The organism is Azospirillum himalayense, assembly GCF_042657465.1.
GTDB classification, from domain to species: domain Bacteria; phylum Pseudomonadota; class Alphaproteobacteria; order Azospirillales; family Azospirillaceae; genus Azospirillum; species Azospirillum himalayense.
Genome location: NZ_JBHSLC010000010.1, coordinates 232,257 through 258,640, shown reverse-complemented (window position 1 = coordinate 258,640; position 26,384 = coordinate 232,257). Strand labels below are relative to the sequence as shown.

The 26,384-nt window shown below is 68.1% G+C and carries 26 protein-coding genes; 18 read left to right on the top strand and 8 right to left on the bottom strand.

What is annotated here, in order from left to right:
* Positions 1–72 precede the first annotated feature (72 nt).
* From ACFPMG_RS08465 to ACFPMG_RS08455, 3 genes are all read left to right on the top strand, one after another.
* Complete coding sequence (locus ACFPMG_RS08465; protein ID WP_376994728.1) at positions 73–384, top strand: hypothetical protein; 312 nt, start codon at positions 73–75, stop codon at positions 382–384.
* 74 nt (positions 385–458) lie between these two features.
* Positions 459–2,084, top strand: coding sequence for an alpha-glucosidase family protein (locus tag ACFPMG_RS08460; protein ID WP_376994727.1), 1,626 nt, complete (start codon positions 459–461; stop codon positions 2,082–2,084).
* Between the two features lie 167 nt (positions 2,085–2,251).
* Positions 2,252–3,358, top strand: a complete 1,107-nt coding sequence (locus ACFPMG_RS08455) for a TRAP transporter substrate-binding protein (RefSeq protein ID WP_376994726.1) — start codon at positions 2,252–2,254, stop codon at positions 3,356–3,358.
* A gap of 61 nt (positions 3,359–3,419) precedes the next feature.
* Here ACFPMG_RS08455 and ACFPMG_RS08450 read toward each other — a convergent pair whose 3' ends face one another.
* Entirely contained in the window at positions 3,420–4,040 is a 621-nt protein-coding gene (locus ACFPMG_RS08450; protein WP_376994725.1) for a glutathione S-transferase family protein, read from the bottom strand.
* A 206-nt stretch (positions 4,041–4,246) separates the two neighbouring features.
* Here ACFPMG_RS08450 and ACFPMG_RS08445 point away from each other — a divergent pair, with 206 nt between their 5' ends.
* Positions 4,247–6,073 (top strand): extracellular solute-binding protein, encoded by a 1,827-nt coding sequence (locus ACFPMG_RS08445; protein ID WP_376994724.1) that lies wholly within the window; start codon positions 4,247–4,249, stop codon positions 6,071–6,073.
* Positions 6,074–6,090: 17 nt separating this feature from the next.
* A complete protein-coding gene (locus tag ACFPMG_RS08440) occupies positions 6,091–6,495 on the top strand; it encodes a response regulator (RefSeq protein WP_376994723.1) in 405 nt (134 codons plus the stop codon).
* A 12-nt stretch (positions 6,496–6,507) separates the two neighbouring features.
* Here ACFPMG_RS08440 and ACFPMG_RS08435 read toward each other — a convergent pair whose 3' ends face one another.
* Positions 6,508–6,630 carry a hypothetical protein gene (locus ACFPMG_RS08435; protein ID WP_376994722.1) on the bottom strand — a complete coding sequence of 41 codons (123 nt, stop codon included), beginning with the start codon at positions 6,628–6,630 and terminating at the stop codon, positions 6,508–6,510.
* Between the two features lie 85 nt (positions 6,631–6,715).
* Between ACFPMG_RS08435 and ACFPMG_RS08430 the strand changes: the two genes are divergently transcribed.
* A complete protein-coding gene (locus tag ACFPMG_RS08430; protein ID WP_376994721.1) occupies positions 6,716–7,168 on the top strand; it encodes a hypothetical protein in 453 nt (150 codons plus the stop codon).
* A gap of 57 nt (positions 7,169–7,225) precedes the next feature.
* Here ACFPMG_RS08430 and ACFPMG_RS08425 read toward each other — a convergent pair whose 3' ends face one another.
* The gene (locus ACFPMG_RS08425; protein ID WP_376994720.1) at positions 7,226–8,422 is read right to left on the bottom strand and encodes an E22 family MetX-like putative esterase; all 1,197 of its coding nucleotides are present in this window, start codon (positions 8,420–8,422) and stop codon (positions 7,226–7,228) included.
* Between the two features lie 103 nt (positions 8,423–8,525).
* The gene (locus tag ACFPMG_RS08420; RefSeq protein ID WP_014197078.1) at positions 8,526–8,846 is read right to left on the bottom strand and encodes a heavy metal-binding domain-containing protein; all 321 of its coding nucleotides are present in this window, start codon (positions 8,844–8,846) and stop codon (positions 8,526–8,528) included.
* A gap of 220 nt (positions 8,847–9,066) precedes the next feature.
* Here ACFPMG_RS08420 and ACFPMG_RS08415 point away from each other — a divergent pair, with 220 nt between their 5' ends.
* The 6 genes from ACFPMG_RS08415 (at position 9,067) to ACFPMG_RS08390 (ending at position 13,247) form a co-directional block, all read left to right on the top strand.
* Complete coding sequence (locus ACFPMG_RS08415) at positions 9,067–9,702, top strand: XRE family transcriptional regulator (protein ID WP_376994719.1); 636 nt, start codon at positions 9,067–9,069, stop codon at positions 9,700–9,702.
* A gap of 340 nt (positions 9,703–10,042) precedes the next feature.
* Positions 10,043–10,984 carry a YqaJ viral recombinase family protein gene (locus ACFPMG_RS08410; RefSeq protein WP_376994718.1) on the top strand — a complete coding sequence of 314 codons (942 nt, stop codon included), beginning with the start codon at positions 10,043–10,045 and terminating at the stop codon, positions 10,982–10,984.
* 31 nt (positions 10,985–11,015) lie between these two features.
* Positions 11,016–11,810: a hypothetical protein gene (locus tag ACFPMG_RS08405; protein WP_376994717.1), complete on the top strand. Its 795-nt coding sequence runs from the start codon at positions 11,016–11,018 to the stop codon at positions 11,808–11,810.
* A 39-nt stretch (positions 11,811–11,849) separates the two neighbouring features.
* The gene (locus ACFPMG_RS08400; RefSeq protein ID WP_041812243.1) at positions 11,850–12,161 is read left to right on the top strand and encodes a hypothetical protein; all 312 of its coding nucleotides are present in this window, start codon (positions 11,850–11,852) and stop codon (positions 12,159–12,161) included.
* A 39-nt stretch (positions 12,162–12,200) separates the two neighbouring features.
* Complete coding sequence (locus tag ACFPMG_RS08395; protein WP_376994715.1) at positions 12,201–12,521, top strand: hypothetical protein; 321 nt, start codon at positions 12,201–12,203, stop codon at positions 12,519–12,521.
* Positions 12,522–12,611: 90 nt separating this feature from the next.
* On the top strand, positions 12,612–13,247 hold the full coding sequence (locus ACFPMG_RS08390) for a LysE family translocator (protein ID WP_376994714.1): 636 nt from the start codon (positions 12,612–12,614) through the stop codon (positions 13,245–13,247).
* A 31-nt stretch (positions 13,248–13,278) separates the two neighbouring features.
* Here ACFPMG_RS08390 and ACFPMG_RS08385 read toward each other — a convergent pair whose 3' ends face one another.
* Together ACFPMG_RS08385 and ACFPMG_RS08380 are read right to left on the bottom strand one after the other, a co-directional pair.
* Positions 13,279–14,388, bottom strand: coding sequence for a diguanylate cyclase domain-containing protein (locus ACFPMG_RS08385; RefSeq protein WP_376994713.1), 1,110 nt, complete (start codon positions 14,386–14,388; stop codon positions 13,279–13,281).
* Between the two features lie 106 nt (positions 14,389–14,494).
* Positions 14,495–16,864 carry a Tex family protein gene (locus tag ACFPMG_RS08380; RefSeq protein WP_376994712.1) on the bottom strand — a complete coding sequence of 790 codons (2,370 nt, stop codon included), beginning with the start codon at positions 16,862–16,864 and terminating at the stop codon, positions 14,495–14,497.
* Between the two features lie 395 nt (positions 16,865–17,259).
* Here ACFPMG_RS08380 and hyfB point away from each other — a divergent pair, with 395 nt between their 5' ends.
* Genes hyfB through ACFPMG_RS08350 form a run of 6 tightly spaced genes read left to right on the top strand, consistent with a single transcriptional unit; the run spans position 17,260 to position 24,449 of the window.
* Positions 17,260–19,293, top strand: a complete 2,034-nt coding sequence (hyfB, locus tag ACFPMG_RS08375) for a hydrogenase 4 subunit B (RefSeq protein ID WP_376994711.1) — start codon at positions 17,260–17,262, stop codon at positions 19,291–19,293.
* On the top strand, positions 19,290–20,246 hold the full coding sequence (locus ACFPMG_RS08370) for a respiratory chain complex I subunit 1 family protein (protein WP_376994710.1): 957 nt from the start codon (positions 19,290–19,292) through the stop codon (positions 20,244–20,246). Before hyfB ends, ACFPMG_RS08370 begins: the two co-directional genes overlap by 4 nt.
* Position 20,247: 1 nt before the next feature.
* Entirely contained in the window at positions 20,248–20,910 is a 663-nt protein-coding gene (locus ACFPMG_RS08365; RefSeq protein WP_376994709.1) for a hydrogenase-4 component E, read from the top strand.
* A complete protein-coding gene (locus ACFPMG_RS08360; protein WP_376994708.1) occupies positions 20,907–22,364 on the top strand; it encodes a hydrogenase 4 subunit F in 1,458 nt (485 codons plus the stop codon). The genes ACFPMG_RS08365 and ACFPMG_RS08360 overlap by 4 nt, the downstream gene beginning before the upstream one ends.
* Before the next feature lie 10 nt (positions 22,365–22,374).
* A complete protein-coding gene (locus ACFPMG_RS08355; RefSeq protein ID WP_376994707.1) occupies positions 22,375–23,916 on the top strand; it encodes a hydrogenase large subunit in 1,542 nt (513 codons plus the stop codon).
* 11 nt (positions 23,917–23,927) lie between these two features.
* Positions 23,928–24,449, top strand: a complete 522-nt coding sequence (locus tag ACFPMG_RS08350; protein ID WP_376994706.1) for an NADH-quinone oxidoreductase subunit B family protein — start codon at positions 23,928–23,930, stop codon at positions 24,447–24,449.
* Positions 24,450–24,521: 72 nt separating this feature from the next.
* Here the strand turns inward: ACFPMG_RS08350 and ACFPMG_RS08345 are convergent, their stop codons facing one another.
* Entirely contained in the window at positions 24,522–25,754 is a 1,233-nt protein-coding gene (locus tag ACFPMG_RS08345) for an extracellular catalytic domain type 1 short-chain-length polyhydroxyalkanoate depolymerase (protein ID WP_376994705.1), read from the bottom strand.
* A 167-nt stretch (positions 25,755–25,921) separates the two neighbouring features.
* Complete coding sequence (locus tag ACFPMG_RS08340) at positions 25,922–26,341, bottom strand: CopG family transcriptional regulator (protein WP_376994704.1); 420 nt, start codon at positions 26,339–26,341, stop codon at positions 25,922–25,924.
* Positions 26,342–26,384 lie beyond the last annotated feature (43 nt).

The window sequence follows — 26,384 nt, the reverse complement described above, 5'->3', positions numbered from 1 at the left end:
TTGCGGCGGGCGCGCCGTTCGGCGACCATGGCCCCGGCCAAGTGGCCCGCCGGCACCGAAGGGAAGAGGACGATGGAAGAGACCAAGCTGACCGCCGCCCTGCCGAACCTGGACATCCAGATCCTGCACCGGGACGACCCGGAGCGCGGGGCCGAGACGATCGCCATCCAGATCACCGCCACGCCGTCCTTCGACGCGCTGCGCGGGATGATGGGGCCGGCGCTGCTGGCCTCGGCCAACCCGCTGCTCAACCCGGCCCTCGCCAACGCCAACCCGATGCTGGCCCTGTGGACGGCGCCGATGCGGATGTGGAGCGACGCCGTGCGGCAGGCCTGGGCGCCCTGGCTGCGCCTGACGCCATGGCCGGACGCTCGGAAGCCGTGACCAAAACCGGCTCGGTAACCGATCGTTAGGGCTATGGGGGGACCCTTTCCACGAGTCTCTTGTGGAGGGTCCTTATGTCCCAGGCGTCTTCGTGGCTGCGCGGTGCCGCGCTGTACCAGATCTATCCCCTCAGCTTCCTCGACCGGAACGGTGACGGCTGGGGCGATCTGGACGGCGTGCTGGAGGGCCTCGGCCATGTGGCGTCGCTCGGCGTGCAGGGGGTGTGGATCAGCCCCTTCTACCCGTCGCCGCAGAAGGACTTCGGCTACGACATCACCGACCACCGGGCGGTCGACCCGCGCATGGGCCGGCTGGAGACGGTGGACCGCATCATCAAGGCGGCGCACGGCCACGGGCTGAAGGTGATCCTGGATCTGGTCTGCGGCCACACCTCCGACGCGCACCCGTGGTTCAGCGACAGCCGCCGGTCGCGCGGTGGTGCGTTCGCCGACTGGTACGTCTGGGCCGACCCGCGCCCCGACGGCACGCCGCCCAACAACTGGCTGTCGGTGTTCGGCGGTCCTGCCTGGACATGGGAGCCGCGGCGGCGCCAGTACTACCTGCACCATTTCCTGTCCAGCCAGCCCGCTCTGAACCTGCACGACGAGGCGGTGCTCCAGGCGCTCGCCGACACCGCGGCCTTCTGGCTGGAGCGCGGGGTGGACGGCTTCCGCATCGACGCGGTGGACTTCTTCGCCCACGACCCGCAGCTCCGCTCCAACCCCGCGGGGGCCTGGAGCGGGGCGGAGCCGCCGGCCAAGCTGTTCGCCCTGCAACAGCATCTCTACGACATGATGCACCCGGCCATTCATACCGTGCTGAGCCGGCTGCGCGCGGTGGTCGACCGCTATCCCGACCGGGTGCTGCTGGGCGAGCTGTCGAGCCAGCCGGGCGCGGCGCGGCGCATCGCCGCCTACTGCGGGCCGCAGGGACTGCACGCCGCCTACACCCTGTCGCTGGCCAAGCAGCCCTTCACCGCGCAGAACTTGGCCGGGGCGCTGACCGGCACGCCGCAGCCCGAGGCGATCTGCTGGAGCTTCTCCAACCACGACGTTGAGCGCGCCGCCAGCCGCTGGCTGCCGCCCGGCGCCGATCCGGAGCGCTTCAACGCCCTGCTCGCCACCCTGTTCGCCACGCTGCCCGGCACCGTCTGCCTCTACCAGGGGGAGGAGCTGGCGCTGCCCAACGCGGCGCTGGAGCCGGAGGACCTGCGCGACCCCTTCGGCATCGCCTATTGGCCCGACTTCCAGGGGCGCGACGGCAGCCGCACGCCGATGCCCTGGCGGTCCGGCGCCGCCAACGCCGGTTTCTCCAGCGCTGTCGAGACGTGGTTGCCGGTGGCGGAATCCCACCATGCCCTGGCGGTGGACGCGCAGGAGCGGCGTACCGGCAGCCCGCTGGACGTCTGGCGGGACGCCCTGCGCCTGCGCCGCCGTCATCCGGCGCTGCGCCAAGGCGGCGTGGCGGCGGTGGAGGAGGCCGGCAGCGTCCTGGCCTTCGAGCGCACGGCGGAGGGCGAAGAGCTTCTGGCCGTCTTCAACCTGTCCGACCAGCCGGCGGAATACGCGTTGAAGCGCAAGCCGCCGATGGCGGCGCTTGACCTGCCGCGACCGCCGGGCGCGCCTGTTCCCGAGGTCAGCGCGGACGGGCGGACGCTGGTCCTGCCGCCGCTCTCCGCCTTCCTGGGGCGGCGCGGCTGAAGCGGTCGCCTAATCCGTAGGACCAGGGTAGACCTGTCATGCGCATTTGTGCGATGAATCGGAACGAAAACGCTGCTTTGTTACAGTTGTGAAAATTCCCTCGCAACAAGTGGTCCGACGGGCCGCTTGAAACGAAAAGGGAAGGCGGAGTCCACGGGAGAAGAATCGTGAAAAGACGTGCGTTTCTGAAGTCGGCGGGTGCGGGCGCTGCGGCCGCGGGTGCGGGGCTGGCGGTGGCCGGCGTGGCCGCGCCGGCCATTGCGCAGTCGCAGCCGGAAATCCAGTGGCGCCTGGCGTCGAGCTTCCCGAAGAGCACCGACATCCTGTTCGGCGCGTCGGAGCTGATCGCCCGCCGCGTCGCCGAGAGCACGGACGGCAAGTTCCAGATCCGCGCCTTCCCGGGTGGTGAGCTGGTGCCCGGCCTCCAGGTGCTCGACGCCGTGCAGAACGGCTCGGTCCAGTGCGGCCACACCTGTGGCTATTATTATGTCGGCAAGGACCCGACCTTCGCCTTCGACACGGCCATTCCGTTCGGCCCGAACGCGCGCCAGACCACCGCCTGGTTCCAGGCCGGCGGCCTCGACCTGATGCGCGCCTTCATGAAGAGCCACAACGTCATCCAGTTCCCGGCGGGCAACACCGGCGCCCAGATGGGCGGCTGGTACCGCAAGGAAATCAAGACCGCTGCGGACTTCCAGGGCCTGAAGATCCGCATCGCCGGCATCACCGGCCAGATCATGTCGAAGATGGGCGCCACCCCGACCCAGATCGCCGGCGCGGACGTCTATCCGGCGCTGGAGAAGGGCACCATCGACGCGACCGAGTTCGTCGGCCCCTACGACGACGAGCGTCTCGGCTTCCATCAGGTCGCCAAGTACTACTACTACCCGGGCTGGTGGGAAGGCGGGCCGAACGTCTCGCTCTACGTCAACCTGCAGGAGTGGGAGAAGCTCCCCAAGGCCTATCAGTCGATCCTGACGGCCGCCTGCGCCGAGGCGAACACCTACATGATCGCCCGCTACGATTCGGAAAACGCCAAGGCTCTGAAGCGTCTGGTTGCCAAGGGCACCATCCTGCGCGCCTACCCGCGCGACCTGATGGAGCAGGCGCACAAGATCGCCTTCGAGTATTACGACGAGCTGGCGAGCACCAACCCGAACTTCAAGACGATCTACGAGAGCTGGAAGCCGTTCCTGGACGAGACCCAGCTGTGGTTCCGCGTCGCCGAGCTGCCCTACGACAGCTTCGCGGCGACGGCCGGCACCAAGAAGTAAGAGCGTCCGCTTAAAGAAAGGCCCCCATCCGCATCGCGGGTGGGGGCCTTTTCCTTTGGGATCAGCCGACGTCCTGCTGCGGCATCAGCGCCATCTGGCGCTTGGCGCCGGGCTGGGCCAGCATGCGGGCGTGCCACGCCTGGACGTTGGGGTAGGTGGCAATGTCGATGTTCGACTCCTCCACGAGGTCGATCCACGGGAAGGCGAAGATGTCGGCGATGCTGAGCCGCTCGCCCTCGATGAAGGTCCGCCCCGCCAGATGGCGGTCGAACTGGGCAAGCCCGCCGGCCGCCGCGGCGTCGATCCACGGCAGGGCGTTGGCGTCGCCGTGGAACTTGCGCACCGCGCGGGCGCGCTGGACCGGCAGCAGCACGTCGGCCAGCCAGGACAGCCACTCCGCCAGCTTGATCCTCTCCGCCTCGTCCCGCCCGCCGAAGCGGCCGGTCTTCTCCGCCAGATAGGTCAGGATGACACCCGATTCGGAAATGCTGAGGTCGCCATGGACCAGGGTCGGCACCCGGCCGAAGCGGTTGATGGCGAGATAGTCCGCGGACTTCTGCTGGCCGCCGCGCAGGTCGACATGGCGGTAGGCGTAGGGCACGCCGGCCATCGACAGGAACAGGACGACGCGGGTGGCGGGCTGCGAGTTGAAATTGCCGTAGACGGTGAATTCGGCGGACACGGTCGAAGAACCCTCCATGCTGATCGCGCTTGGCCGCGCGGATTGCCGAAAACCATGACCGCAAGCCCGCCGGGACACCAGAGCAAATCACGGGGCGCGATGCCGCGGGGTGGGGAAGGGGGTTTTGCACCGCTTCACCCCACCCACATGTTATCAGAGCGGAACCGGGGCCGAACGCCCTGGATCGAACGATGGGAGGATGGGGCATGCGCCGTGTGGCCGCTGGACTGTTGATGGGGCTGATCGCCGCCGCCGTGGCCGGACCGGCGGGCGCGCAGACACAGAACGGCATGGCGCGGCACGGCATGGCGCTGTACGGCGAGCCGAAATACGGGCCGGACTTCCGGCATTTCGATTACGTCAACCCGGACGCCCCGAAGGGTGGGAAGGTGACCCTTCAGGCCATCGGCTCCTTCGACACGCTGAACCCCTTCACGTTGCGCGGCGTGCCCGCGGCGGGGGCGACGCTGATCTACGACACGCTGATGACCGGGTCGGCGGACGAGGCCTTCACCGAATACGGCCTGCTCGCCGAAAGCGTGGAGATGCCGGAGGACCGCTCCTCCATCACCTTCAATCTGCGCTCCGGCGCGCGGTGGCACGACGGAAAGCCGGTCACCGCGGATGACGTGGTGTTCTCCTTCACCATCCTGACGGAGAGCCATCCCTTCTACCGCAGCTATTACGGCGCCGTGGAGAAGGTCGAGGCGGACGGAGAGCGCCGCGTCCGCTTCACCTTCAAGCCGGGCGACAACCGCGAGCTTCCGATGATCGTCGGCCAGTTGCCGGTGCTGCCGAAGCATTATTGGGAGGGCAAGGACTTCCAGTCGACCACGCTGGAGCCGCCGCTGGGCAGCGGTCCCTACCGCATCGCGTCCTTCGATCCGGGCCGCGGCATCACCTATGAGCGGGTCGCCGACTATTGGGGCAAGGACCTTCCGGTGAATGTCGGGCGGAACAATTTCGGCGCCATGGCCTACGAGTATTACCGGGACGCCAGCGTCGCCCTGCAGGCCTTCCGCGGCGGGCTGTACGACTTCCGCCAGGAGAACGTCGCCAAGACCTGGGCCACAGGCTACGACTTCGACGGGGTGCGCGACGGCAAGGTGGTGAAGGAAGAAATCGCCAACGAGGTGCCGGCGGGCATGCAGGGGTTCGTGTTCAACACGCGCCGCCCGGTCTTCGCGAATCCCAAGGTGCGCCAGGCCATCGCCTACGCCTTCGACTTCGAATGGACGAACCAGACCCTGTTCTACGGCGCCTACAAACGGACGGAGAGCTATTTCGAGAACTCGCCGCTCCAGTCCAGGGACCTGCCGCAGGGCCGTGAACTGGCAATCCTGGAGCCGCTGCGCGGGAAAATTCCCGCCGAGGTCTTCGAGAAGACCTACCACCCGCCCAGCACGGAGGGCCAGAACGGCCTGCGCCGCAATCTGCTGGAGGCCAAGCGGCTGCTCGACGAGGCGGGAACCGACGTGCGCAACGGGGTGCGGGTCGACGTCGCGACCGGCAAGCCGCTGGACTTCGAAATCCTTCTGGACAGCCCGACCTTCGAGCGGGTCACGCTGCCCTTCATCGAAAATCTGAAGCGTCTGGGAATCCGTGCCAGTATCCGCACGGTGGACACGACCCAGTACGAGAACCGCACGCGCGACTTCGATTTCGACATGGTGGTCCATGTCTGGCCGCAGTCCCTGTCGCCGGGGAACGAGCAGACCGGCTATTGGGGTTCGGCATTCGCCGACCGTCCGGGAAGCCAGAACATGGCCGGGGTGCGCAGCGAGGCAGTCGATCATCTGATCGGCGAGATCGTCCGCGCCAACAGCCAGGAGGATCTGAAGGCCGCGGTGTCAGCCCTGGACCGGGTGCTGCTGTGGAACCATTACGTGGTGCCGCATTGGTACTCCGGCGTCTACCGCGTGGCCTATTGGAGCCGCTTGAAGCGCCCCGACACCGTGCCGCCTTATTCCATCTCGTTTGATTCCTGGTGGCTGACGGACGCTTCATCCGCCGGCACCGGCAAGACGCCCTGACGAGCGGAGCGGACGCTATGGATTCCCATTCGTTGGACAGGACGCGGACCATCCTCGTCGTTGATGACAACGCACTGATGCGCAAACTGCTGGTTCGTTGCCTGGAGGAGGGCGGCCACCGTGTCACCGAGACGGACGACCCGCGTGGCGTCCTGGACCTGATGCGTACGCTGAAGCCCGATCTGGTGATCATGGACGTGGTGATGCCGGGCCTGTCCGGCGTCGAGCTGGTCCGGATGATCCGCGCCGACCGGGCGTTGGCGCGCACGCTGGTCGTTGCCGTCACCAACCTGTCCACGCCCACGGACATGCTGCGCTTCTCCCGCGCCGGGTTTGACGGGCATGTGCCCAAGCCGATCCAGCCGAGGGACTTCCTGGCGACGATCACCGGCTATCTGGACGGCAAGGGGGAGCGGATATGAAGTCACTATAATTCAGTCGCTTGGAAGATTTTTATGAATTTCCGCTTGAGGAGTGGAGGCGATCGCGCTTCTTGATTGATCATCTGAGAAACCAACTCCAATCAACTGATTAAAAACAATTTCTTTACCCATCATCGTCCCATTCGCCGGCGACCGTTCCCCACCGGCGGGCAATCCGTGCTATGGTCTTGTCGCCCTTGGCCTTTTCTCCGCTCTGCCCATGAAAGCCGTCGCCGCCGTTCCGCTGTTGCTTGCGTTGCTGGCTGCGCCGGCGGCGGCGGACCCGATGCGGGTCGAGCGGACCGATCCCAACCATCTGCGCGCTTTGAATCGCTCCTCCCTTCCCCAGGACGTCATTCCCCCCCGTCTCCGCTATGTGCGCAGCCAGGCGGTCTACAACCTGCCGAAGGGATTGGATGGACTGACCCGCTACGACGCCGCACTGTCGCGCCTGTGCCAGCGCGGCGCCTTCGGGCAGGAGATGGACGGCTTCTACTGGGCGCGGACGCCGGACAAACGTTATGGCGTGGCCTTCTCCGGCGGTGCGAATCTGTCCGACCCGCAGAACAAGCGGAAGACCGGTCAGGTGTATTTCTTCGACGCCCAGGACAGCCGATGCAACGTCTACGTCGGCGATCAGGCCAAGCTGATGCCGCTCTACGTCGGCCCCTGATGAAAAACGGAAGAAGGGCCCCGCCGAGGGCATAACCCGGCGGGGTGGCATGGATCGTTACTTCGCCATGAAGGACGTTATGGTGTCCCCCGCCTTGGCGATGTTGGCAATGCCGTCGAGATGGCCGAGGCTGGTGGTGATCGCATCGGTGTAGGTGACCGCGACGCCCTGCTTCTCCAGACGCTCCTTCAGCGGGTGCATGGCGCGTTCCGGCGGGAAGACAAGGTCGTCGTCAGAGGGGATCAGCAGGACCGGCGCCTTGATCTTCGCCAGACCTTCGTCCAGCGACCCGCCGCCGCCCACCAGGAAGGTCTGGTTGGCCTTCACCAGATACAGGAAGTGGTTGGCGTCGCTGACCGCGGCGCGGGCCGCCGCCGCTTTGTCCAGCCACGCTTCGATGGCGTACTGGTTGTTCATGCTGACGGCGGGGTCCTTGCCGTCCTCCGCCCAACCGCGGCCGAAGGTGGCATCGGCCCATTTCCAGTGGCGGGCGTGCAGGGTCACCAGCTTCAGCGCTTCGGTCAGCCCGGCCTTGGGCTCCGCCTTGCCGTAATAATCGCCGCCCTGCCAGTTCGGATCGACGCGGATCGGGGCCGCCCACAGATTCAGCCAGCCGATCAGGAACGGGTCGGCCTCGGCCCCGCCGATCACCGCGACGACGCGCTTGACCATTTCCGGATGGGCGGCCCCCCATTCCAGCGCCTGGAGCGATCCCATGGACCCGCCCATCACCGCATGCAGAGACTTCACATCGAGACTGTCCAGCAAAGCCTTCTGTACATTGACGAAATCACGGATGGTGACGACCGGGAAACCCATGCCGTAGGGCTTTCCGGTGTCCGGGTTGACGCTGGCCGGGCCGGTGGTGACGACGGTCGGGTCCTTGGGCGACAGGTTCACCAGCGTGTCGGAGCTGATGATGAAATATTTGTCGGTGTCGAGCGGCTTGCCCGGCCCGATGATGGAATCCCAATAGCCGGGAGCCGGGTCCTCCATCTTGTATTTTCCAGCGGCGTGGCTGTTGCCGCTGAAGAAATGAGTGACGAGGATGACGTTGTCCCTGGCGTCGTTCAGCTTGCCGTAGCTTTCCCAGCCGATCCGGACGTTCTTGATCGTGCCGCCTCCCACCGTGGTGTAGGACGGCATCTCGAACACCTTCTTCTCCACGAGGCCTTCGAAGGCCAGGGCCGGCGCCGCGCAGAAAAGCGCGGCGGCCAGGGCCAGGCCGCCGAGCCGTTTCGCCAGAGAACGCATGTCGTCCCTCCCGTTTCTCAGGTCCCTATCGATGCGGGGAGGGAGTGTAAGGGGGTGCGCCCGCCCGTCCAGGCGGGCAATCGGCCTAAACGATTGGGAGAACTCAGCCCAGCCGGACGGCGGTTCCGTTGATGGAGACCATCAGCATGCCGTTCTCCTTGCCCAGCACCTCGTAATCGATGTCAACGCCGACGATGGCGTCAGCGCCCAGCGCCCGCGCGGCGTCCTGCAGATCGGCGAAGGCGGCTTCGCGAGCGTCGCGCAGAGCGTTCTGATAGCCGCCGGCCCGGCCGCCGACGATGTCGCGGATGCCGGAAAATAGGTCGCGGAACATGTTCACGCCGAGAATCGCCTCACCCGCGACCATGCCGAGATACTGGGTGACGGGACGGCCTTCGACGGTGTCGGTGCTGGTGACGATCATCGGTTCCTCCGGATGTGGTTTCGCGCCCTCCAGATGGCGGCGCGCACGGCGCATCGCAATGGGTGGGGAAAGGGCGCAGCCGGAGGAAAGGAGAGTCCGATGCGATACTGCGAAATCGCAGCGCATCCTCGGCGAAATTGCGACATAAGCGAAGAAACCTTGCGCGTTCCTTCAACGTTCTCTCTTATAAGGGCGCTCTTTCGGCGGGGAGGACGGCGGCATGGACGACACACGGCGGGCGATCCTGCGCTGGATGACCGGCGTGATGGAAGCCCAGGGCTGGAGTGCCGGGGCCTGGGCGCGGCTGGCCGAGGTCACGCCGACCAACATCACGCGCTTCCTGCGCGACCCGGCGCGGGGCAGCGTTCCCAGCGCCGAAACCCTGGGCCGCTTGGCCCGTGTCGCCGGCTCCGAGCCGCGCTTCCTCGATGATGCCGCCTATCCGGCCGTGGCACGGGTGCCGCTGCTGTCGGTCGAGCAGGTGCGGGACTTTCTGGAGTTGGGGCGGAGGGCCGGGGAAGCCTTCATCGCCGCGGCCCTGACGGGCGGCGCACGGGGCATTGCCCTGGACCGACCAGCCTCGCGCCGCGCCTTCGCGCTGACCATCGCCTCCTCCAGCCTGAACGCGGCCGGCGTCCTGCCGGACGACTGTGTGGTGCTGGAACCGCTGGACGTGTTGGCCCCGCAGACCGGCGACGTGGTGGTTACGGTGGGCGACGGAACGGTGTGCGGCTACCGCTTCTTCCCGCCCCATCTGCTGCCGGTCAGCACAGACCCCGGCTGCCGCCCGACGCCCATCGAGCGCGCCAACGTCGCTGGTGTCGCGGTTCACATAACGCGTTGCCTGCGCGCCTGATCGCGCGTATTTGCCGGGAATCTGGAAGAAAAGCCGCCAATTTCGGCGGTGAAATTCTTTTCCGCCGACCCCTTTGACACCACGAATCCATACCCATCTGTGCCGAGTCGCCCGACTCGGCCACAGCGGGACCGCGGCTGCGCTGCATTCTACTTAGTTTTTTGAAAAGGTTCGAAGATTCGATCCTACGGCCAAGCCGCAGGTTCTCTTTTTGTTCTTGAATCCTGCGTGTTCGCAGCCCATATTCACGACACAGTTTATGGTTAACGGCAATGACGCTGCGAAGACGCATCGACGCGAAGCCAGAGACGCACCGAAACGGCTGGGGGCCGGCAGGGGAATGGCGATTACGGACGCGCAGCGCGCCGCGCGGGCAGGGCGTATCGGGTCTTCCGACGCCACCCGCATCATGGCGGGCGACTGGCTGAACCTGTGGCGCGAGAAGACGGGGCGGTCGGCGCCGGCCGACCTGGACCTCGTCGCCGCGGTGCAGATCGGCATCGCGACCGAGCATCTGCACCCCCGCTTCGTGGAGAAGGCCACCGGCCTTCCCTGCGTGCCGGCGGAACGCACCTGGGTCCATCCGGAGCATGACTGGATGGTCGCCCACCCGGACTTCCTGACCTGGGAGGGCGACACGGACGCCGGTGAGCCGGACACGCTGGTGGAGGCGAAATTCACCGGTGGCTTCCAGACGGATGCGGAACTGGCCCAACGCTACCACTGGCAGGTCCAGCACCAGCTGGTGGTCACCGGGCTGGACCGGGCGATGCTGTCCATCCTGCGCCCCACCGGCCACGCGCTCGTCCGCGTGCCGCGGCGGGAGGCGGATTGCGGGCATCTGATGGAGACGCTGGACGCCTTTTGGTGGCATGTCGCCAACGACGTGGAACCCGGCGACCCGCTGGCCGCCGAGGCGCCAGCCTACGAAACCCGCCGGGTGGTCGACATGGCCCGGCACAACCGCTTCGCCGCTCTGGCGGCGGAGCTGGTGGACCGCCGCGCCGCCGCGCTCGCCGCCCGCGAGGCGGAGGCCGCCCTGAAGGCGCTGATGCCCGCCGATGCGCGCATCGCCTTTGTGGCCGGGGAGGAGCCGGGCCGCGGCCTTTACCTCGCCCGTGACCGCGAGGGACGCCTGTCGTTGCGCTACGGCGCGCCGCCCCGGCGGGCGCTCGACACCGCCGAACCGTGGCGGCCCGCCACGGCCGATCCGTCCCCTGACCCGAGCCTGGACGCTGTGCTCAGCGGCGGCTGGGGTGAGGGGAGAGACGAACGCTACTGATCAAAAGGGGAACCCGACGACCATGGGACGCATGAGCAAGACCGACACCGTTGCCGAAACCGAGAAGACCGTCAGCACGGCCGCTCCGAAGGTCGCGGGTTCCCAGACCGCCACCGCAGGGCCCGGCGCCCCGGACCCCATGCATTTGTGGAACCGGCTGAAGCGGACCGACCCGAAGGCGACCAAGCCCTTCACCCGCTCCGGCGGCTTCCGCGGCACGCAGATCGACCCGACCTGGCGCCTGATGATGATGACCGAGGTGTTCGGTCCGGTCGGCAAGGGCTGGGGCTATGAGCAGATGGATTGGACCATCGCCGAACGCATGGTCTTCATCTGTGCCCGCGTCTGGTATCTCGACCCCGAGACGGGCGAGAAGTGCTGGACCGGGCCGCAGTGGGGCGGCACGGAGATGGTCCGCCGCCGCAACGGCATCGAGGCGCCCGACGACGAGTGCTTCAAGATGTCGATGACCGACGCGGTGGGCAAATGCCTCGTCCAGCTCGGCCTCGCCGCCGACGTCCATATGGGCCAGTTCGACGACAGCAAGTACCGGGAGGAGGCCGAGGCCTTCTACGCCGCCAAGTCCAACCCGGACCTGCAGCCGGCCGCCATCGCCGCCTTCGAGGAGGAGATCCGCAAGCGGCTCGGCGCCTGTCTGGACCTGGACGACCTGGAGGAGCTGTGGCGCACCGGCGCCGGCACCCGCCTGCGCGAGATCGGCACGGTGGACCGCACGGCCCAGCACCGCATCACCAGCCTGTTCGCCCAGAAGAAGGCGGAAATCCTGAAGCAAGACGAAGAGGGCGGCGATCTGGAGGCCGCCTGAGCCACGCCATTCGTGCGGCGTGGAAGGGAGAAGCCCTGAATGACACCCGCAAGCAGCACCACTGAACGTTCCCCAAGCGGCCTGTTCCGCATGAGTGCCTGGGAAGGCGAGATGGAGCGCAGCTACCCCCAGCTTCCGCGCTGGTACTGGAACGAGGCGGAACGCCGGAAGCAGTATGCCCGCTGGGTCGAGGCGGAGGCGGAATCGCTGGCCCTGCGGCTGGCGGGGCTGCTCCGCCCCGACACCCCGGCGGACTCCGCCGGCCCGGCCCGCCTGCTGGTCGAATCGCTGGCCCGCGACGCCGAATGGGCGCGCAGCCTGGAAGACCGGCTGCTCCGCAACGCCGCGTGATCGAAAGGCCGCCTGATGTTTAAGAAGGATGCACGCGCCATGACCATCGAAGAGGTCCAGTCCCGGCTGCGCGCGGCCCACGCCCGCATCGGGCATGAGGGACGCTTCGCCCTGACGCTCACCCTGAACGGGACCGAGGACGGCTACATCACCCACTGGTTCCGCCCCGACCCGCACGCCTTCGAGGATTGTCGGGCGGTCGGTTCCGGTTCGATCGCCGAGTGCCTCGCCGCGCTCGACCGCTATGTGGAGACCTACCGGCGCCAGCCGACGACCGAGGAGGTCGGGCGGACGATCGGCCTCCCCGACATTCCCCCGCGCGCCCATCACGGCACGAGCTTTCTGATGGCCGCGGAGTGAGCCGGCAGGGCGCCTGCGATCATTTTGTCGGCTGACGATCCCGTTCGCCATCCATAAACTGCGGCTTTCCCGAACAGCGGAGCCGCAGCCATGGATGGGTCCGTTCTTACCCTTTTGAGCGTTCTCGGCGCCTTGGCCATCGGCGCCATCAGCCCCGGCCCCAGCTTTGTCCTGGTGGCACGCACCTCCATCGCGGTGTCGCGTGGCGCGGGTGTTGCCGCCGCCGTCGGCATGGGGGCCGGCGGCGTGGTCTTCGCCACCTTGACCCTCCTCGGTCTGCACGCCCTGTTGGTCCAGGTCGGGTGGCTCTATCTGGTCCTGAAAGTCGCAGGCGGCCTTTACCTCATCCATCTGGCGGTGCGGATCTGGCGGGGGGCGGCGGAGCCTGTCCGCGTTCCGGATGGCGCCGCCAAGTCCCACGGCATCCTGCGCTCCTTCGGGATCGGGCTGGCGACGCAGATCAGCAACCCGAAGACCGCCATCGTCTACGCCAGCATCTTCGCGGCCCTTCTGCCGGCCTCGCCGCCGGCCTGGGTTCTGCTGGCCCTGCCGCCCGCCGTGTTCCTGGTCGAGACGGGTTGGTACACCATCGTCGCCGTGGCTTTCTCCGCCGGCCGCCCCCGCGCCGCCTATCTGCGCTCCAAGGCGTGGATCGACCGGCTGGCGGCCTCGGTCATCGGCGCGCTGGGCATTCGGTTGGTGATGGACGCGGCCAAGCCGTCCTGACGGCCAACCCTTCTGGCGGTGGCCGTCCCGCTCAGGCGGTGCCCAGTTCCAACCGGTTCTTGCCCAGGCGCTTGGCGCGGTACATGGCCTGATCGGCGCAGCGCAGCAACACGCCGGCGTCGGCGCCGTCCGACGGGTAGAAGGCCATGCCGACGCTGGCCGACACCGACAGGTCAAGGCCGGGCAGGGGCCGGTCGATGGAGTCGATGACCTTTTCCGCCACGGCCCGGGCGTTCTCGACCGAGATGTCCCCCTCCAGCAGCACGGCGAACTCGTCGCCGCCGATGCGGGCGGTGGTGTCGCTGTTGCGCAGCGCGCCCGACAGGCGTTGGGCGGTGGTCACCAGCACCTCGTCGCCCTTCTGGTGACCGTGGGTGTCGTTGACCTCCTTGAACCCGTCGAGGTCGAGGAAGAGCAGGGCGAAGCTCTTGTCCTCGCGCTTGGCGCGGGCGATGGCGTGCTCCAGCCGGTCCTCGAAGCGGATGCGGTTGCACAAGCCCGTCAGCGCGTCGTGCCCGGCGAGGTAGCGCAGCCGCTCCTCCAGATGATGCTGGGCAGTCGTGTTGCGGGCAATCCCCTCCACCCCGATGGGACGCCCGGCGGGATCGCGGCGGATGTAGGCGTTGGCGGAAATCCAGAAGGTGGTGCCGTCCTGCCGCCGCATCGGCATGCGGTGGTCGCGGACCTCGCCGCCCGCCTCGTCCAGCGCCGCGAGGAATTTGTCGCGCCCATCCTCCTCCACGTAATGGTCGGCGATACTGGTGCCGATCACCGTTTCGGGCGTCAGGCCGAACTCCCGCGCGAACTGGGGAGAGGCCATGCTGACCCGACCGTCGAGGTCCGTGCGGAAAAAGGCGTCCGGCAGCTTCTCGATGACCGAGCGGAGATCGGCCTCCGACTGGGCCAGCCGCTCCAGCGTGGAACGCAAGGCGTCCTCCGACCGGGTGCGGCGCTGGAACTCCTGGCGCAGGAACCCCCACAGCACCAGGGCGGTGAACAGAACGAAGGCGGTGCCCTTGACGTTCTGGATCAGCACCACCTCGCCCAGACCGGCAGCGTCCAAAAGGCGGTCGGACCCCACCACCCACGCGGTGGCGAGGACCGCGTACAGTCCGACGATTCGGGTTGCCGAAGAGAACATGGGCGCCTATGCGGTTGGCGTCGGTGCACACTATCCTTTGGCGCACGAACCGTCCATGGGGAGAGTACCGGAGTGTGTCCGGCACCCGCCCCACGCTTGCAGAGCCTTACCGCTTCTTGCCGGCCTGCGCCCGCGCGAAGGCTTCGGCGAAGGCGTTGTTGATGGGCTCCGGCGCTTTGGCGGGCTTCGGCGCCGGCTTCGGAGCCGATCCTCCCTTGCCGGGCGGCGGGCCGCGGCGGTCGTCGCGGCGCTTGTCGTCGCCACGCTGGCCTTCCGCACGGCTTTGACCACGCTCGGGGCGCGGGGCGGCGTCGGTCAGGCGCATGGTCAGGCCGATGCGCTTGCGCGGGATGTCCACCTCCAGCACCTTGACCTTCACGATGTCGCCGGCCTTCACGACGGTGTGCGGGTCCTTCACGAAATTGGTCGAAAGCTGCGAGATGTGGACCAGCCCATCCTGGTGCACGCCGATGTCCACGAAGGCACCGAAGGCGGTGACGTTGGTCACCACCCCTTCCAGAACCATGCCGGTCTGAAGGTCCTTCAGCTCTTCGACCCCCTCCTGGAAGGTGGCGGTCTTGAATTCCGGACGCGGGTCGCGGCCCGGCTTCTCAAGCTCCTTCAGAATGTCCTCGATCGTCGGCACGCCGAACCGCTCGTCGGTGAAGTCCTCCGCGTTTAAGCTGCGCAGGAATCGGGCGTCACCGATGACGCTGCCCAGATCCTTGCCGGTCTTCTTCAGGATGCGCTCGACCAGCGGGTAGGCTTCGGGGTGGACGGCGGAGGTGTCCAGCGGGTTGTCGCCCTCGCGGATGCGCAGGAAGCCGGCGGCCTGCTCGAAGGTCTTCGGGCCGAGGCGCGTCACGTCCAGCAGCTGCCTGCGCGAGCGGAAGGCGCCGTTGCGGTCGCGGTGCTCCACGATGTTGCGGGCGATCGTCTCGTTCAGGCCGGACACGCGGGTCAGCAGCGGAACGGACGCCGTGTTCAGGTCGACGCCGACCGCGTTCACGCAGTCCTCAACCACCGCGTCCAGCGAGCGGGCGAGCTTGCCGCCCGACACGTCGTGCTGGTATTGGCCGACGCCGATGGACTTCGGCTCGATCTTCACCAGTTCGGCCAGCGGGTCCTGAAGGCGGCGGGCGATGGAGACGGCGCCGCGCAGGCTGACGTCCAGCTTCGGGAACTCCGCCGCCGCGGTCTCGGACGCGGAATAGACCGACGCACCGGCCTCGCTGACCACCAGCTTGGTGAGCTTCAGCTCGGGATGGCGCTTGAACAGGTCGGCGACCAGCTTGTCCGTCTCGCGGCTGGCCGTGCCGTTGCCGATGGAGATCAGCTCCGCCTTGTGGCGCACCGCCAGGGCGGCGATGGCGGCGATGGCGCCGTCCCAGTCGTTCCTCGGCTGGTGCGGGTAGACGGTGGCGGTGTCGACCAGCTTGCCCGTGGCGTCGACCACGGCGACCTTCACGCCGGTGCGGATGCCGGGGTCGAGGCCGATGGTGGTGCGCGGGCCGGCGGGGGCGGCCAGCAGCAGGTCGTGCAGGTTGCGGGCGAAGACGCGGATGGCCTCGTCCTCGGCGCGCTCGCGCAGGTCGCCCATCAGGTCGGTCTCGACATGCGGGCCGATCTTCAGCTTCCAGGTCCAGCGCACCACGTCGGACAGCCACTTGTCGGCCGGGCGGCCCTGGTCGCGGATGCCGGTGTGGGCGGCGATGGTGCGCTCGGCCGGGTGGGGCTGTCCCTCCTCGACCGGCAGGTCGAGGCGGATGTCCAGCACGCCCTGCGTCCGGCCGCGGAACAGCGCCAGCGCGCGGTGCGAGGGCACCTTCGCCCAGGGTTCGTCGAACTCGAAGTAATCGGAGAACTTGGCGCCTTCGGCCCGCTTCTCCTCGATCACCTTGGAGGTCACCACGCCCTTGTCGGCCATGGTGGCGCGCAGCCGGCCGACCAGCTCGGCGTCCTCGCCGAAGCGCTCCACCAGGATGTGGCGGGCGCCGTCCAGCGCCGCCTTGACGTCGGCAACCCCCTTGTCGGCGCTGACGAAACCGGCGGCCTCGGCGTCCGGCTGGAGCGAGGGATCGGCGAGAAGCCGGTCGGCCAGCGGCTCCAGCCCCGCCTCGCGGGCGATCTGCGCCTTGGTGCGGCGCTTCGGCTTGTAGGGCAGGTAGAGGTCTTCCAGGCGTGTCTTGGTGTCGGCCTGACGGATCTGCAGCTCAAGCTCCGGCGTCAGCTTGTCCTGCTCGCGGACGGAGGACAGGATCGCCGCGCGACGGTCTTCAAGCTCGCGCAGGTAGGACAGCCTTTCCTCCAGCGTGCGCAACTGCGTGTCGTCGAGCCCGCCCGTGGCTTCCTTGCGGTAACGGGCGATGAAGGGGACGGTCGATCCTTCGTCGAGCAGCTTGACGGCCGAGGCGACCTGGGATTCACGGACCGAAAGCTCGTCGGCGATGCGTTGGCTGATGGACGTGGACGGCATGGAGGACCGGTGACTGGTGAATGGGAAGGGGGCCTCCTATAGCGCGAAGCGGGCCTTCCCGGCCAGTGCCGATCTGGGAGAGGGCGGGGAGACCGGTCCGGAGTGGACACGCGAATCCGCAGCCCGGCCCTTGCGAAAAAGTATAGTCAAAGAAAAACCCGCGTTCTTTACGCACCGTTAACCTTAACGGGCACATATCTTCCCCTGCAACTTGGTTGCGTTTCCTCCCGAACAGACTTCGGCGGCTCCCCATTTGGTGAGCCGCCTTTTTTCTGTGCGCGTGGCGCCCAAAGCACGCGCACTCGCAAGATGAACACGACAGAGTTTTTCCCCTTGCGTTCGTTGGGAGAAACATCCTTACTGATTGTGGGACTAATCCAAACGGATTCGCTGCTTTGGGACTGGTCGTTTCGGCAATCGCCTTCCTGTTCGCTGTGGCCGTTGCTGGCGCCGCGGCAAGGCGGCTGCCGCAAGCCTCTACGGTGGTCTATGGCGGAACGGCGGGGGCCTGCGCGCTGATTGCGCTGTGGGCGGCGCTCCGGCTGGCCGGGGGCGGGCCGGATGCGGCGCTGGTCCTGCCCGTCGGGCTGCCCTGGATCCAGGCCCATCTGCGCGCCGACGCGCTGTCCGCCGTCTTCCTGATCGTCGTCAATCTGGGCGGCATCACCGCCAGCCTGTTCGGCTGGGGGTACGAGCGGGCGCATCACGATGCCCATGGCGGATCCCTGGACGGGCCGGTGCTGCCGCTCTACCCGCTGTTCCTGGCGGGCATGAACATGGTGCTGATCGCCGCCGACGCCTTCACCTTCCTGCTGTCCTGGGAGTTCATGTCGCTGGCCTCCTGGCTGCTGGTTCTGTCCACCCATCGGGACCCGGAAACGCCGAAGGCCGCGCGCCTCTACATCATCATGGCGAGCTTCGGCACAGCCTGCCTGCTGCTGGCCTTTGGGGTGCTGGCGACGGCGCACGGCGACTACAGCTTCGCCGCCATCCGCGCCCACGCGCCGGCGGCGGGGGCCGCGGCGCTGGTCGTGGTGCTGATCCTGCTGGGGGCGGGGTCGAAGGCCGGGCTGGTGCCGCTGCATGTCTGGCTGCCGTTGGCCCATCCGGCGGCCCCCAGCCACGTCTCGGCCCTGATGTCCGGCGTGATGACCAAGGTCGCCGTCTACGCGATGATCCGCGTGTTGTTCGACCTGCTGGGCGAACCGGAGTGGTGGTGGGGCGGCGTGACCATGGGGTTCGGCGCGCTGACCGCCGTGATGGGCGTGCTCTACGCGCTGATGCAGGACGACGTGAAGCGGCTGCTCGCCTATTCCACGGTGGAGAACATCGGGGCCATCGTCATCGCGCTGGGACTGGCGCTGGTCTTCAAGGCCGCCCACACGCCGGTGATCGCCGCGCTCGCCCTGGCCGCGGCGCTGCTCCATGTGGTCAACCATTCCCTGTTCAAGAGCCTGCTGTTCTTCGCGGCGGGCGCCATGCTGACCGCCACGGGGTCGCGCGATCTGAACCGGCTGGGCGGGCTGATCCACCGGATGCCGACCACCGCCGTCCTCGCCCTGATCGGCGCCGCGGCGATCTCGGCCCTGCCGCCGCTGAACGGCTTCGTCGGGGAATGGCTGCTGTTCCAGGCCATCCTGAACGCCCCGGCGCTGTCGGAATGGTCGCTGAAGATCGAGATCGCCGTGGTCGGCGCCGCCCTGGCGCTCGCCACCGCGCTCGCCGGCGCCTGCTTCGTCCGGCTCTACGGCATCGCCTTCCTCGGCCGCCCGCGGTCGCGCGCCGCCGGGGAGGCGGTGGAGGTCGGGCGGGCGATGCGGCTTGGCATGGCGTTTCCGGCGGTGCTCTGCGTCGTGCTCGGCGTTCTGCCGACCCCGCTGATCCGCCTGTTCGAGCCGGCGTTGCGCCTGCTGGTGGAGGCCGGGCCGTTCGACGGCCGCGCCTACCAGCCCTGGTTCTGGCTGGCTCCGACCTCGGCCATCGGCAACTCCTACAACGGACTGATCATGCTGGTGGTGATCGCGCTGCTGTCGGTCGTGCTGGTGCTGGGCATCCACCGCAAGGCGAGCGACCGGGTGCGCTGGTCGACCCCCTGGGGCTGCGGCTTCGACGGGCCGGACCCGGCGGCGGTCACCCAATACACGGCCTCCAGCTTCGGCCAGCCGATCCGCCGCGCCTTCGGCAGCACGGTGTTCCGCGCCCGCGATCATGTGGACATGCCGGCACCGGGCGACACGCGCCCCGCCCGCTTGTCGGTGACCTGGACCGATCCGGCCTGGGTCGTGGTGGTGGAGCCTCTGTCCCGCGCGGTGGGCTGGCTGGCCGACCGGGCCAACCGGCTGCAGTTCATGACCATCCGCCGTTACCTGACCCTGATGTTCCTGGCGCTGGTCGTGCTGCTGGTGATGGTGGCGGTGACGCAACGATGACGCTGCTGCTCGCCACCTTCTATCAGATCCTGCAGATGATGCTGGTGCTCACCCTGGCGCCGCTGCTGACCGGCTGGGTGCGGCTGGTCAAGGCGCGGCTGGTCGGGCGGCGGGGGCCGTCCGTGCTCCAGCCCTACCGCGACCTGCTGCGGCTTCTGCGCAAGGAGGTGGTGCTGGCCCGCAACGCCTCCTGGCTGTTCCGCTCCGTGCCCTACATGATGTTCACGGCGATCTGGCTGGCGGCGGGGCTGGTTCCGGTCTTCACCACGCAACTGGCGCTTGCCCCCACGGCGGACCTGATCGCGCTGATCGCCCTTCTGGGCTCCGCGCGCTTTTTCCTGGCGCTCGCCGGGATGGACACGGGGACCAGCTTCGGCGGCATCGGCTCGTCGCGCGAGATGATGATCGCGGCGCTCGCCGAACCGGCGATGCTGATGATCGTCTTCTCGGTGGCGATCCTGGTCCGCAGCACCTCGCTCGCCGAGATCGCCGATTTCATGTTGTCCGGCGCGGTCGGGCTGCGCATTTCCCTGGCCTTGGCGCTGATCGCGCTGGTCATGGTGGCGATCGCCGAGAACGCGCGCATCCCCATCGACAACCCGGCCACCCATCTGGAACTGACCATGGTGCACGAGGCCATGGTGCTGGAATATTCCGGCCGTCACCTCGCGCTGGTCGAGGCGGCGAGCATGCTCAAGATGCTGCTCTACATGGCGTTGATCGCCTGCGTCTTCGCGCCCTGGGGCATGGCCACCGCCGGGGCTGGCGTGGCGGCGGCGCTGGGGGGGATGCTGGTCTTTGTGGCGAAGCTGGCCGTCGGCGGCACCCTGCTGGCGCTGTTCGAGACCTCCATCGCCAAGATGCGCGTCTTCAGGGTCGGCGAGTTCCTGGGCGGCGCCCTGCTGCTGAGCCTGCTGGGCGCGATCTTCCTCTACGTGTCGCGGGGGGTGTGAGGTGAGCGACCTGGGTTATGACGCCGCGCACATGCTGGGGGCCGTCGTCCTGCTGATGAGCTTTGCTCTGCTCTACCAGCGGCGGCTGTTCTCCCTGCTCAACGTCTTCACGATGCAGGCCTTGGCGCTGACCGCGACGGCGGCGTGGCAGGCCTATTCCCACGGGGAGCCGCACCTCTACATCACCGCCCTGCTGACCCTGGTCCTCAAGGCCATCCTGATCCCGGTGGCGTTGCACCGCATCATCGTGAAGATGAAGATCCACCGCACCATCGAGCCGGCGCTGGGGATCGGGCTGACCATGGTGGCGGGCGTGTCGCTGGTCACCCTGTCGATCCTGTTGGTTCTGCCGGTGACGGCGGACGCCACCGCCCTGACCCGCGAGAATCTGGCGCTGTCGCTGTCGGTCGTCCTGCTCGGCCTGCTGATGATGATCTCCCGGCGCAACGCGGTCAGCCAGGTGGTCGGCTTCATGTCGATCGAGAACGGGCTGATCCTGGCGGCGGTCGGGGTCGCCGGCATGCCGCTGGTGGTCGAGATGTCGGTGGCCTTCTCCGTCATGGTGGCCTTCATCATCTTCGGCATCTTCCTGTTCCACATCCGCGAGCGGTTCGACACGCTCGACATGCAGAAGATCGAAAGCTTCCGGGGGGAGAGCGATTGAGCGCCGTCTCCGTCATCGTCGCCACCCCGCTGATCGGCGCCGCCGTCCTCGCCCTGGTTCCCGGCCACCGGCTGGGCTCGCGGCTGAACATCGGCTTCTCGGCCGTCACGCTGCTGGCATCCCTGGTCCTGTTCGGGATGGAGCCGTCGAGCGATGCGCTGTTCGTGGTCGACGCCTTCAACATCTACCTGATCGCGCTCACCGCCTTCGTCGGGCTGACCACCAGCGTCTTTTCCGCCGGCTATATCGCGCATGAGATCGCGGTGGGAAAGCTGGACGAGCGTAAGCTGCGCTTCTACCACGCCATGTATCAGGCCTTCATGTTCACCATGCTGCTGGCCCTGTCGGCCAACAACCTGGGCGTCATGTGGGTAGCGGTGGAGGGGGCGACGCTGACCACCGTCCTGATGGTCAGCCTGTACCGCACCGCGGCCAGCATCGAGGCGGCGTGGAAATACTTCATCCTGTGCGGCGTCGGCATCGCGCTCGCCCTGTTCGGCACCATCCTGATGTACATGGCCGCCCAGCCGGTGATGGGTCCGGGCATGGCGGCGATGACCTGGACGGAGCTGATGGGCCATGTCGCCAAGATCAGCCCGGCGATCCTCAACCTCGCCTTCGTCTTCCTGCTGATCGGCTACGGCACCAAGGTCGGGCTGGCGCCTCTGCACGCCTGGCTGCCGGACGCCCACGCGGAAGGGCCGACGCCAATTTCTGCCGTGCTGTCGGGCCTGCTGCTGAACGTGGCGCTCTACGCCGTGCTGCGCTTCAAGATGCTGCTGGCCGCGAACGGGCAGGCCATCGCGCCGGGGCCGCTGATGATCGCCATGGGGCTGGCCTCGCTGCTGCTGGCCGGACTGATGCTCTACCGGCGGCGTGACGTGAAGCGCTTCTTCGCCTACAGCTCCATCGAGCATATGGGCATCATCACCTTCGCCTTCGGCATGGGCGGGCCGCTCGCCAACTTCGCCGGGCTGTTGCACATGGCGATGCACAGCCTGACCAAGTCGGCCATCTTCTACGCGGTCGGCCACGCGGTTCAGGTGACGGGTACGCAGCGGATCGAGCGGATTTCCGGCCTGACGGTCAGCCATCCGGCGCTGGGCTGGGGCCTGCTGGCCGGGGTGGTGGCCATCGCCGGCCTGCCGCCCTTCGGTGTGTTCATGAGCGAATTCCTGCTGGTCACCAGCACCTTCGCGCGGGAACCGCTGCTGGCCCTGCCGCTGGTCGTGGGCATCCTGGTCGCCTTCGGGGCTCTCGTACTGCGGATCCAGCAGTTGTGCTTCGGCGCGCCCGGCACGGTGGAGGGCAGCGGCGTCTCGGTGGCGACGGTGCCGCTGGAGGGAACTCTGGTGCCTCTTTACGCGCATCTGGCGCTGGTTTTGGTGGCGGGGGTCTGGCTGCCGGGGCCGCTGGTCGCGTGGTTCCAGACCGTCGCGGCGCTGCTGGGGTAGGGGAGGCGGCATGTACGGGGAAGAACCGCTGTTCGGCCTGTTGAACCGCATCGGCACGCCGGTCGAGGAGCACCGGCCCTGGCCGCGCTACCGGCTGGGCCGCGACGGCTGGCTGCGCCTGATCGAGGGGCTGGCGGGCAACGCCTGGAGCCTGCTCGGCCTGTGGGGCGAGCCGAGGGCGGTCCACGCCGCCTTCCGCGAGGATTTCTCCGGCGACGTCGCGGTGGTCAGCCTCGACTGCCTGCAGGGCCGCTTCCCGAGCGTGAGCGCCGTGCGCCCCGCCGCCAACCGGCTGGAACGCGCCGCCCACGACCTCTATGGCTTGGTGGCGGAGCGCACGACCGACCCGCGTCCCTGGCTGGACCACGACGCCTGGGGTGTGCGCCGCCCCCTATCGGAGCAGCCGGCGGCACCGGTGCCCAACCCCGGCCCCTACACCTTCCTGCCGGTGGAGGGCGAGGGGCTGCACCAGATTCCGGTCGGCCCCGTCCATGCCGGCATCATCGAGCCCGGCCATTTCCGCTTCACCGCCAACGGCGAGACCGTCGTCCGGCTGGAGGAACGGCTCGGCTACGTCCACCGCGGGGTGGAGGGGCTGATGCAGGGCAGGCCGGTGGCGGAGGCGGCGAGGCTGGCTGCCCGCATCTCCGGCGACGCGACGGTCGCGCACAGCCTCGCCTTCGCCCGCGCGGTGGAGGCGGCGCTCGGCGTCGAGGTGCCGGCGCGGGCGGTGTGGCTGCGCGCCCTGATGGCCGAGCTGGAGCGGATCGCCAACCATCTCGGCGACATCGGCGCCATCTGCAACGACGCCGCCTTTGCCTTCATGCTGGCCCAGACCAGCCAGCTGCGGGAGCGCGTGCTGCGCACGGCGGACGCCTGCTTCGGGCATCGGCTGATGATGGACCGGGTGATCCCCGGCGGCGTCGCCATCGACCTGCCGGAGCGCGGCGCGGGCCTGCTGCTGGAATTGGTGGCGGAGCTGCGCAAACGCTTCCCGCCGCTGGTCGCCATCTATGAGGGCAAGGCGTCCTTGCAGGACCGCACGGTCACGACGGGGATCGTCTCCGCCGAGCTGGTCGCCCGCTTCGGGGCCGGCGGCCATGTCGGGCGCGCCTCCGGCCGCGACCAGGACGCCCGCCGCAGTCCCGGTTACGCGCCTTACGACGAGCTGAAGTTCGAGGTGCCGGTGCTGACCGAGGGCGACGTGAACGCCCGCGTCTGGGTTCGCATCCGCGAGGTGGAGCAGTCCTTGTCGCTGATCGAGCAGATCGTGGCCCGCCTGCCGGCGATTTCCCGCGGCCTCGACCACCCGTCGGTCCCGCTGGAGGCCGGCCGGGGCGGGGAGGGCATGGCCCTGGTCGAATCCTTCCGCGGCGAGATTCTGACCTGGGTGCGGCTGGACGGGGAGGGCGTCGTCACCCGCTGCCATCCGCGCGATCCCTCCTGGTTCCAGTGGCCGTTGCTGGAGGCGGCCATCGGCGGCAACATCGTTGCCGACTTCCCGCTGTGCAACAAGTCGTTCAACTGTTCGTACGCGGGACACGACCTGTAAGGAGGCCGCCGATGCTGAAGCACATCCTGACCTCCCTGACCGGCGGCCCGGTCACCGAAGCCGCTCCGGCCCCCGCCGATCCGGCTTTGGCGGAACTGGCCGGAAAGCTGGACAAGGCCGCCAGGGCCCGTCTGGGCCGCAGCCTGTCGATCCGCGAGGTCGATGCGGGGTCCTGCAACGGGTGCGAGCTGGAAATCCACGCACTGAACAACCCGATCTACGATCTGGAGCGATTCGGCATCCGCTTCGTCGCCTCGCCGCGGCACGCCGACGTCCTGCTGGTCACCGGCCCGGTCGCCCGCAACATGCGCGAGGCGCTGGTCCGCACCTGGGACGCCACGCCCGGCCCGAAATGGCTGGTGGCCTGCGGCGACTGCGCGGTCAGCGGCGGGCTGTTCGCCGGCGGCTACGCCTGCGTCGGTCCGGTGGAGGAGGTGCTTCCGGTGGACCTGCGCATTCCCGGCTGCCCGCCGCGGCCGACCGATCTGCTGGCCGGCCTGCTGGCGCTGCTGGAAACCAGCGCTTCGTGCTGAGAGCGGCTTAAGTCGACCGCGGTGCATGCCGGTGAAGAGGCGGGATGCCGATGACTCCCTTTCCGGCGGCGGTTACGGCGCGGATGGTCGGCGCCGCGGGTTTGCGAGGAAGAAGCGCAGCATCTCCCGTGAGGCATCCGGCCCGCGTGGGTCGGTATAGGAACCGGCCGGACTGCCTCCCGCCCAGGCGTGCCCTGCGCCTCGGATCGTCCACTGCTCGCACAGCACATGACCGGAGGCATCGGTGTGGATGTGGCGGCTGTAGCCATGCCCGCCCGGCACTTGGCCGTGTTCCACCGCAGTCCGCGGTCCCGCCGCTCCCATCTTGGATTGCGCGGCGACGTCATCGCCGTTGCGTGGGTGCACCGTGGTATCCCGGTCGCCGTGAAAGACGATCGTCGGCACGGCGGGGCCGGATTGCGGTTCCATTGGTCCCCCGCCCTGGCGCATGGCGACGAACGCGGAGGGAAGGTCGGAGGCTGCACCTCGGGGAAGGCCGGAATGCACCCCGACGGCGGCATAGAGATCGGGATACGCGGCCCCCATGATGGCCGCCGCCGCCCCACCGGCCGAGAGACCCGCGACAAAGACGCGGTCCGCGTCGACGGCATAGTCGCGCATGATCTGCCGAGTGATTCCCGCGATCAGCGAGGGCTCTCCGTCGCCGCGCCGCTGGTCGACCGGGTTGAACCAGTTCCAGCACTTCTGGGCGTTGGCCGAGGAAGGCTGTGCCGGGTAGATGACCAGACAACCATGCTCCTCCGCCAGCACGTTCATGCGGGTGCCGGCGGCAAAATCGTCTGGCGATTGGGTGCAGCCGTGCAGCATCACCACCAGGGGACATGGCCGGCCGTCACGGCGGTTGGCGGGAACATAGAGCTTGTAGGAGCGCGTGCCAGCCTTGTTCGCGAAGGACGCCGTCGTGAACGCAGCGCCGTCCGGCAACGGGTCGGCGGCGGGACGGACGGTGCCGTTTGCCCCGAAACCGGCGCCAGCCGGCATGGTTCCGGCGGCAAGGCCGCGCAGGGTCTCGCCCAGGCCCACCCGCGGTCCGGGGTGGAAACGGCCGACGAACGCGCCGGCGGGCCTGAATGCCGTGGTGCAGTGCGGTGGCGCCGGGTCCGGCGTGTCCGGCATAGCGTTCACCGTGACCGGCTCAGCATCGATGATGGTTGGGGTGGCGCCGGGCGGCACGGGCGCGGCACCCCGCAACAGGCGTTGGATGTGAGCGGTCGCCCCGGTGAGGTTGCCGGCCTGGGTCAGGCGCAGTGCCTCGGCCATTCCGGCGGGGACACGGTTGTTCATGTCAGGAGCTTTCTGTGCTCGGACAAGGCATGCGGAAAAGCCATGTCCGTCGTCTTTCAGGAATGCGACCTGCGCTCTTAAAGCGGATTCCAATCCGCTTTGGACCGCGACTGCGGTCCCGGCCGGCAAATGAGGCCGTATGAATCTAAAGCGAATGGAAGTTCGCTTTAGCGCATGCGGTCCGCGAGAGCCGCTTTGACGGCGCTGCTGGCGTGCAGCGCCCCCAGCACGGCGACCGAAGCGATGGTGGCACGGGCGAGTTCGGGGGTGACGTCCTGGGCGATGGTGGCCAGACCGAGGACACGGATGTGGAGCATCTGTCCGGCCCCCCGCGCCGCTTCGAGGTCGTCGCGGGTGTAGTGGCGCAGGCCGAGGTCGACGCTCTTGCGTGTCACGGCCTGCCGCAAGGCGTCTCCATGGCGGTCGATCTGGTTGCGGATGGCGGTACGGATGAGGTCCGTCCGATTCGCATAGAATCCTTCCTGCACCAGCAGATCGATGTGACCGAGGTCGATATAGCCGAGGTTGATCGTGATTTTTTCGCTGTCGCCGGACTTCGGCTTCGGATCGAGTGCGTTTGTAGACATCCCCTTGCCATCCTCATACCATCCAATGAGATGGTAAATGGGG

Bases quoted from the DNA above. Each gene is read 5' to 3' on its own strand.
- ACFPMG_RS08465 (WP_376994728.1), top strand. From the start codon at position 73: ATGGAAGAGACCAAGCTGACCGCCGCCCTGCCGAACCTGGACATCCAG.
- ACFPMG_RS08460 (WP_376994727.1), top strand. From the start codon at position 459: ATGTCCCAGGCGTCTTCGTGGCTGCGCGGTGCCGCGCTGTACCAGATC.
- ACFPMG_RS08445 (WP_376994724.1), top strand. From the start codon at position 4,247: ATGCGCCGTGTGGCCGCTGGACTGTTGATGGGGCTGATCGCCGCCGCC.
- ACFPMG_RS08440 (WP_376994723.1), top strand. From the start codon at position 6,091: ATGGATTCCCATTCGTTGGACAGGACGCGGACCATCCTCGTCGTTGAT.
- ACFPMG_RS08435 (WP_376994722.1), bottom strand. From the start codon at position 6,630: ATGATGGGTAAAGAAATTGTTTTTAATCAGTTGATTGGAGTTGGTTTC.
- ACFPMG_RS08430 (WP_376994721.1), top strand. From the start codon at position 6,716: ATGAAAGCCGTCGCCGCCGTTCCGCTGTTGCTTGCGTTGCTGGCTGCG.
- ACFPMG_RS08425 (WP_376994720.1), bottom strand. From the start codon at position 8,422: ATGCGTTCTCTGGCGAAACGGCTCGGCGGCCTGGCCCTGGCCGCCGCG.
- ACFPMG_RS08420 (WP_014197078.1), bottom strand. From the start codon at position 8,846: ATGATCGTCACCAGCACCGACACCGTCGAAGGCCGTCCCGTCACCCAG.
- ACFPMG_RS08415 (WP_376994719.1), top strand. From the start codon at position 9,067: ATGGACGACACACGGCGGGCGATCCTGCGCTGGATGACCGGCGTGATG.
- ACFPMG_RS08410 (WP_376994718.1), top strand. From the start codon at position 10,043: ATGGCGATTACGGACGCGCAGCGCGCCGCGCGGGCAGGGCGTATCGGG.
- ACFPMG_RS08405 (WP_376994717.1), top strand. From the start codon at position 11,016: ATGAGCAAGACCGACACCGTTGCCGAAACCGAGAAGACCGTCAGCACG.
- ACFPMG_RS08400 (WP_041812243.1), top strand. From the start codon at position 11,850: ATGACACCCGCAAGCAGCACCACTGAACGTTCCCCAAGCGGCCTGTTC.
- ACFPMG_RS08395 (WP_376994715.1), top strand. From the start codon at position 12,201: ATGACCATCGAAGAGGTCCAGTCCCGGCTGCGCGCGGCCCACGCCCGC.
- ACFPMG_RS08390 (WP_376994714.1), top strand. From the start codon at position 12,612: ATGGATGGGTCCGTTCTTACCCTTTTGAGCGTTCTCGGCGCCTTGGCC.
- ACFPMG_RS08385 (WP_376994713.1), bottom strand. From the start codon at position 14,388: ATGTTCTCTTCGGCAACCCGAATCGTCGGACTGTACGCGGTCCTCGCC.
- ACFPMG_RS08380 (WP_376994712.1), bottom strand. From the start codon at position 16,864: ATGCCGTCCACGTCCATCAGCCAACGCATCGCCGACGAGCTTTCGGTC.
- ACFPMG_RS08370 (WP_376994710.1), top strand. From the start codon at position 19,290: ATGACGCTGCTGCTCGCCACCTTCTATCAGATCCTGCAGATGATGCTG.
- ACFPMG_RS08355 (WP_376994707.1), top strand. From the start codon at position 22,375: ATGTACGGGGAAGAACCGCTGTTCGGCCTGTTGAACCGCATCGGCACG.
- ACFPMG_RS08350 (WP_376994706.1), top strand. From the start codon at position 23,928: ATGCTGAAGCACATCCTGACCTCCCTGACCGGCGGCCCGGTCACCGAA.
- ACFPMG_RS08345 (WP_376994705.1), bottom strand. From the start codon at position 25,754: ATGAACAACCGTGTCCCCGCCGGAATGGCCGAGGCACTGCGCCTGACC.
- ACFPMG_RS08340 (WP_376994704.1), bottom strand. From the start codon at position 26,341: ATGTCTACAAACGCACTCGATCCGAAGCCGAAGTCCGGCGACAGCGAA.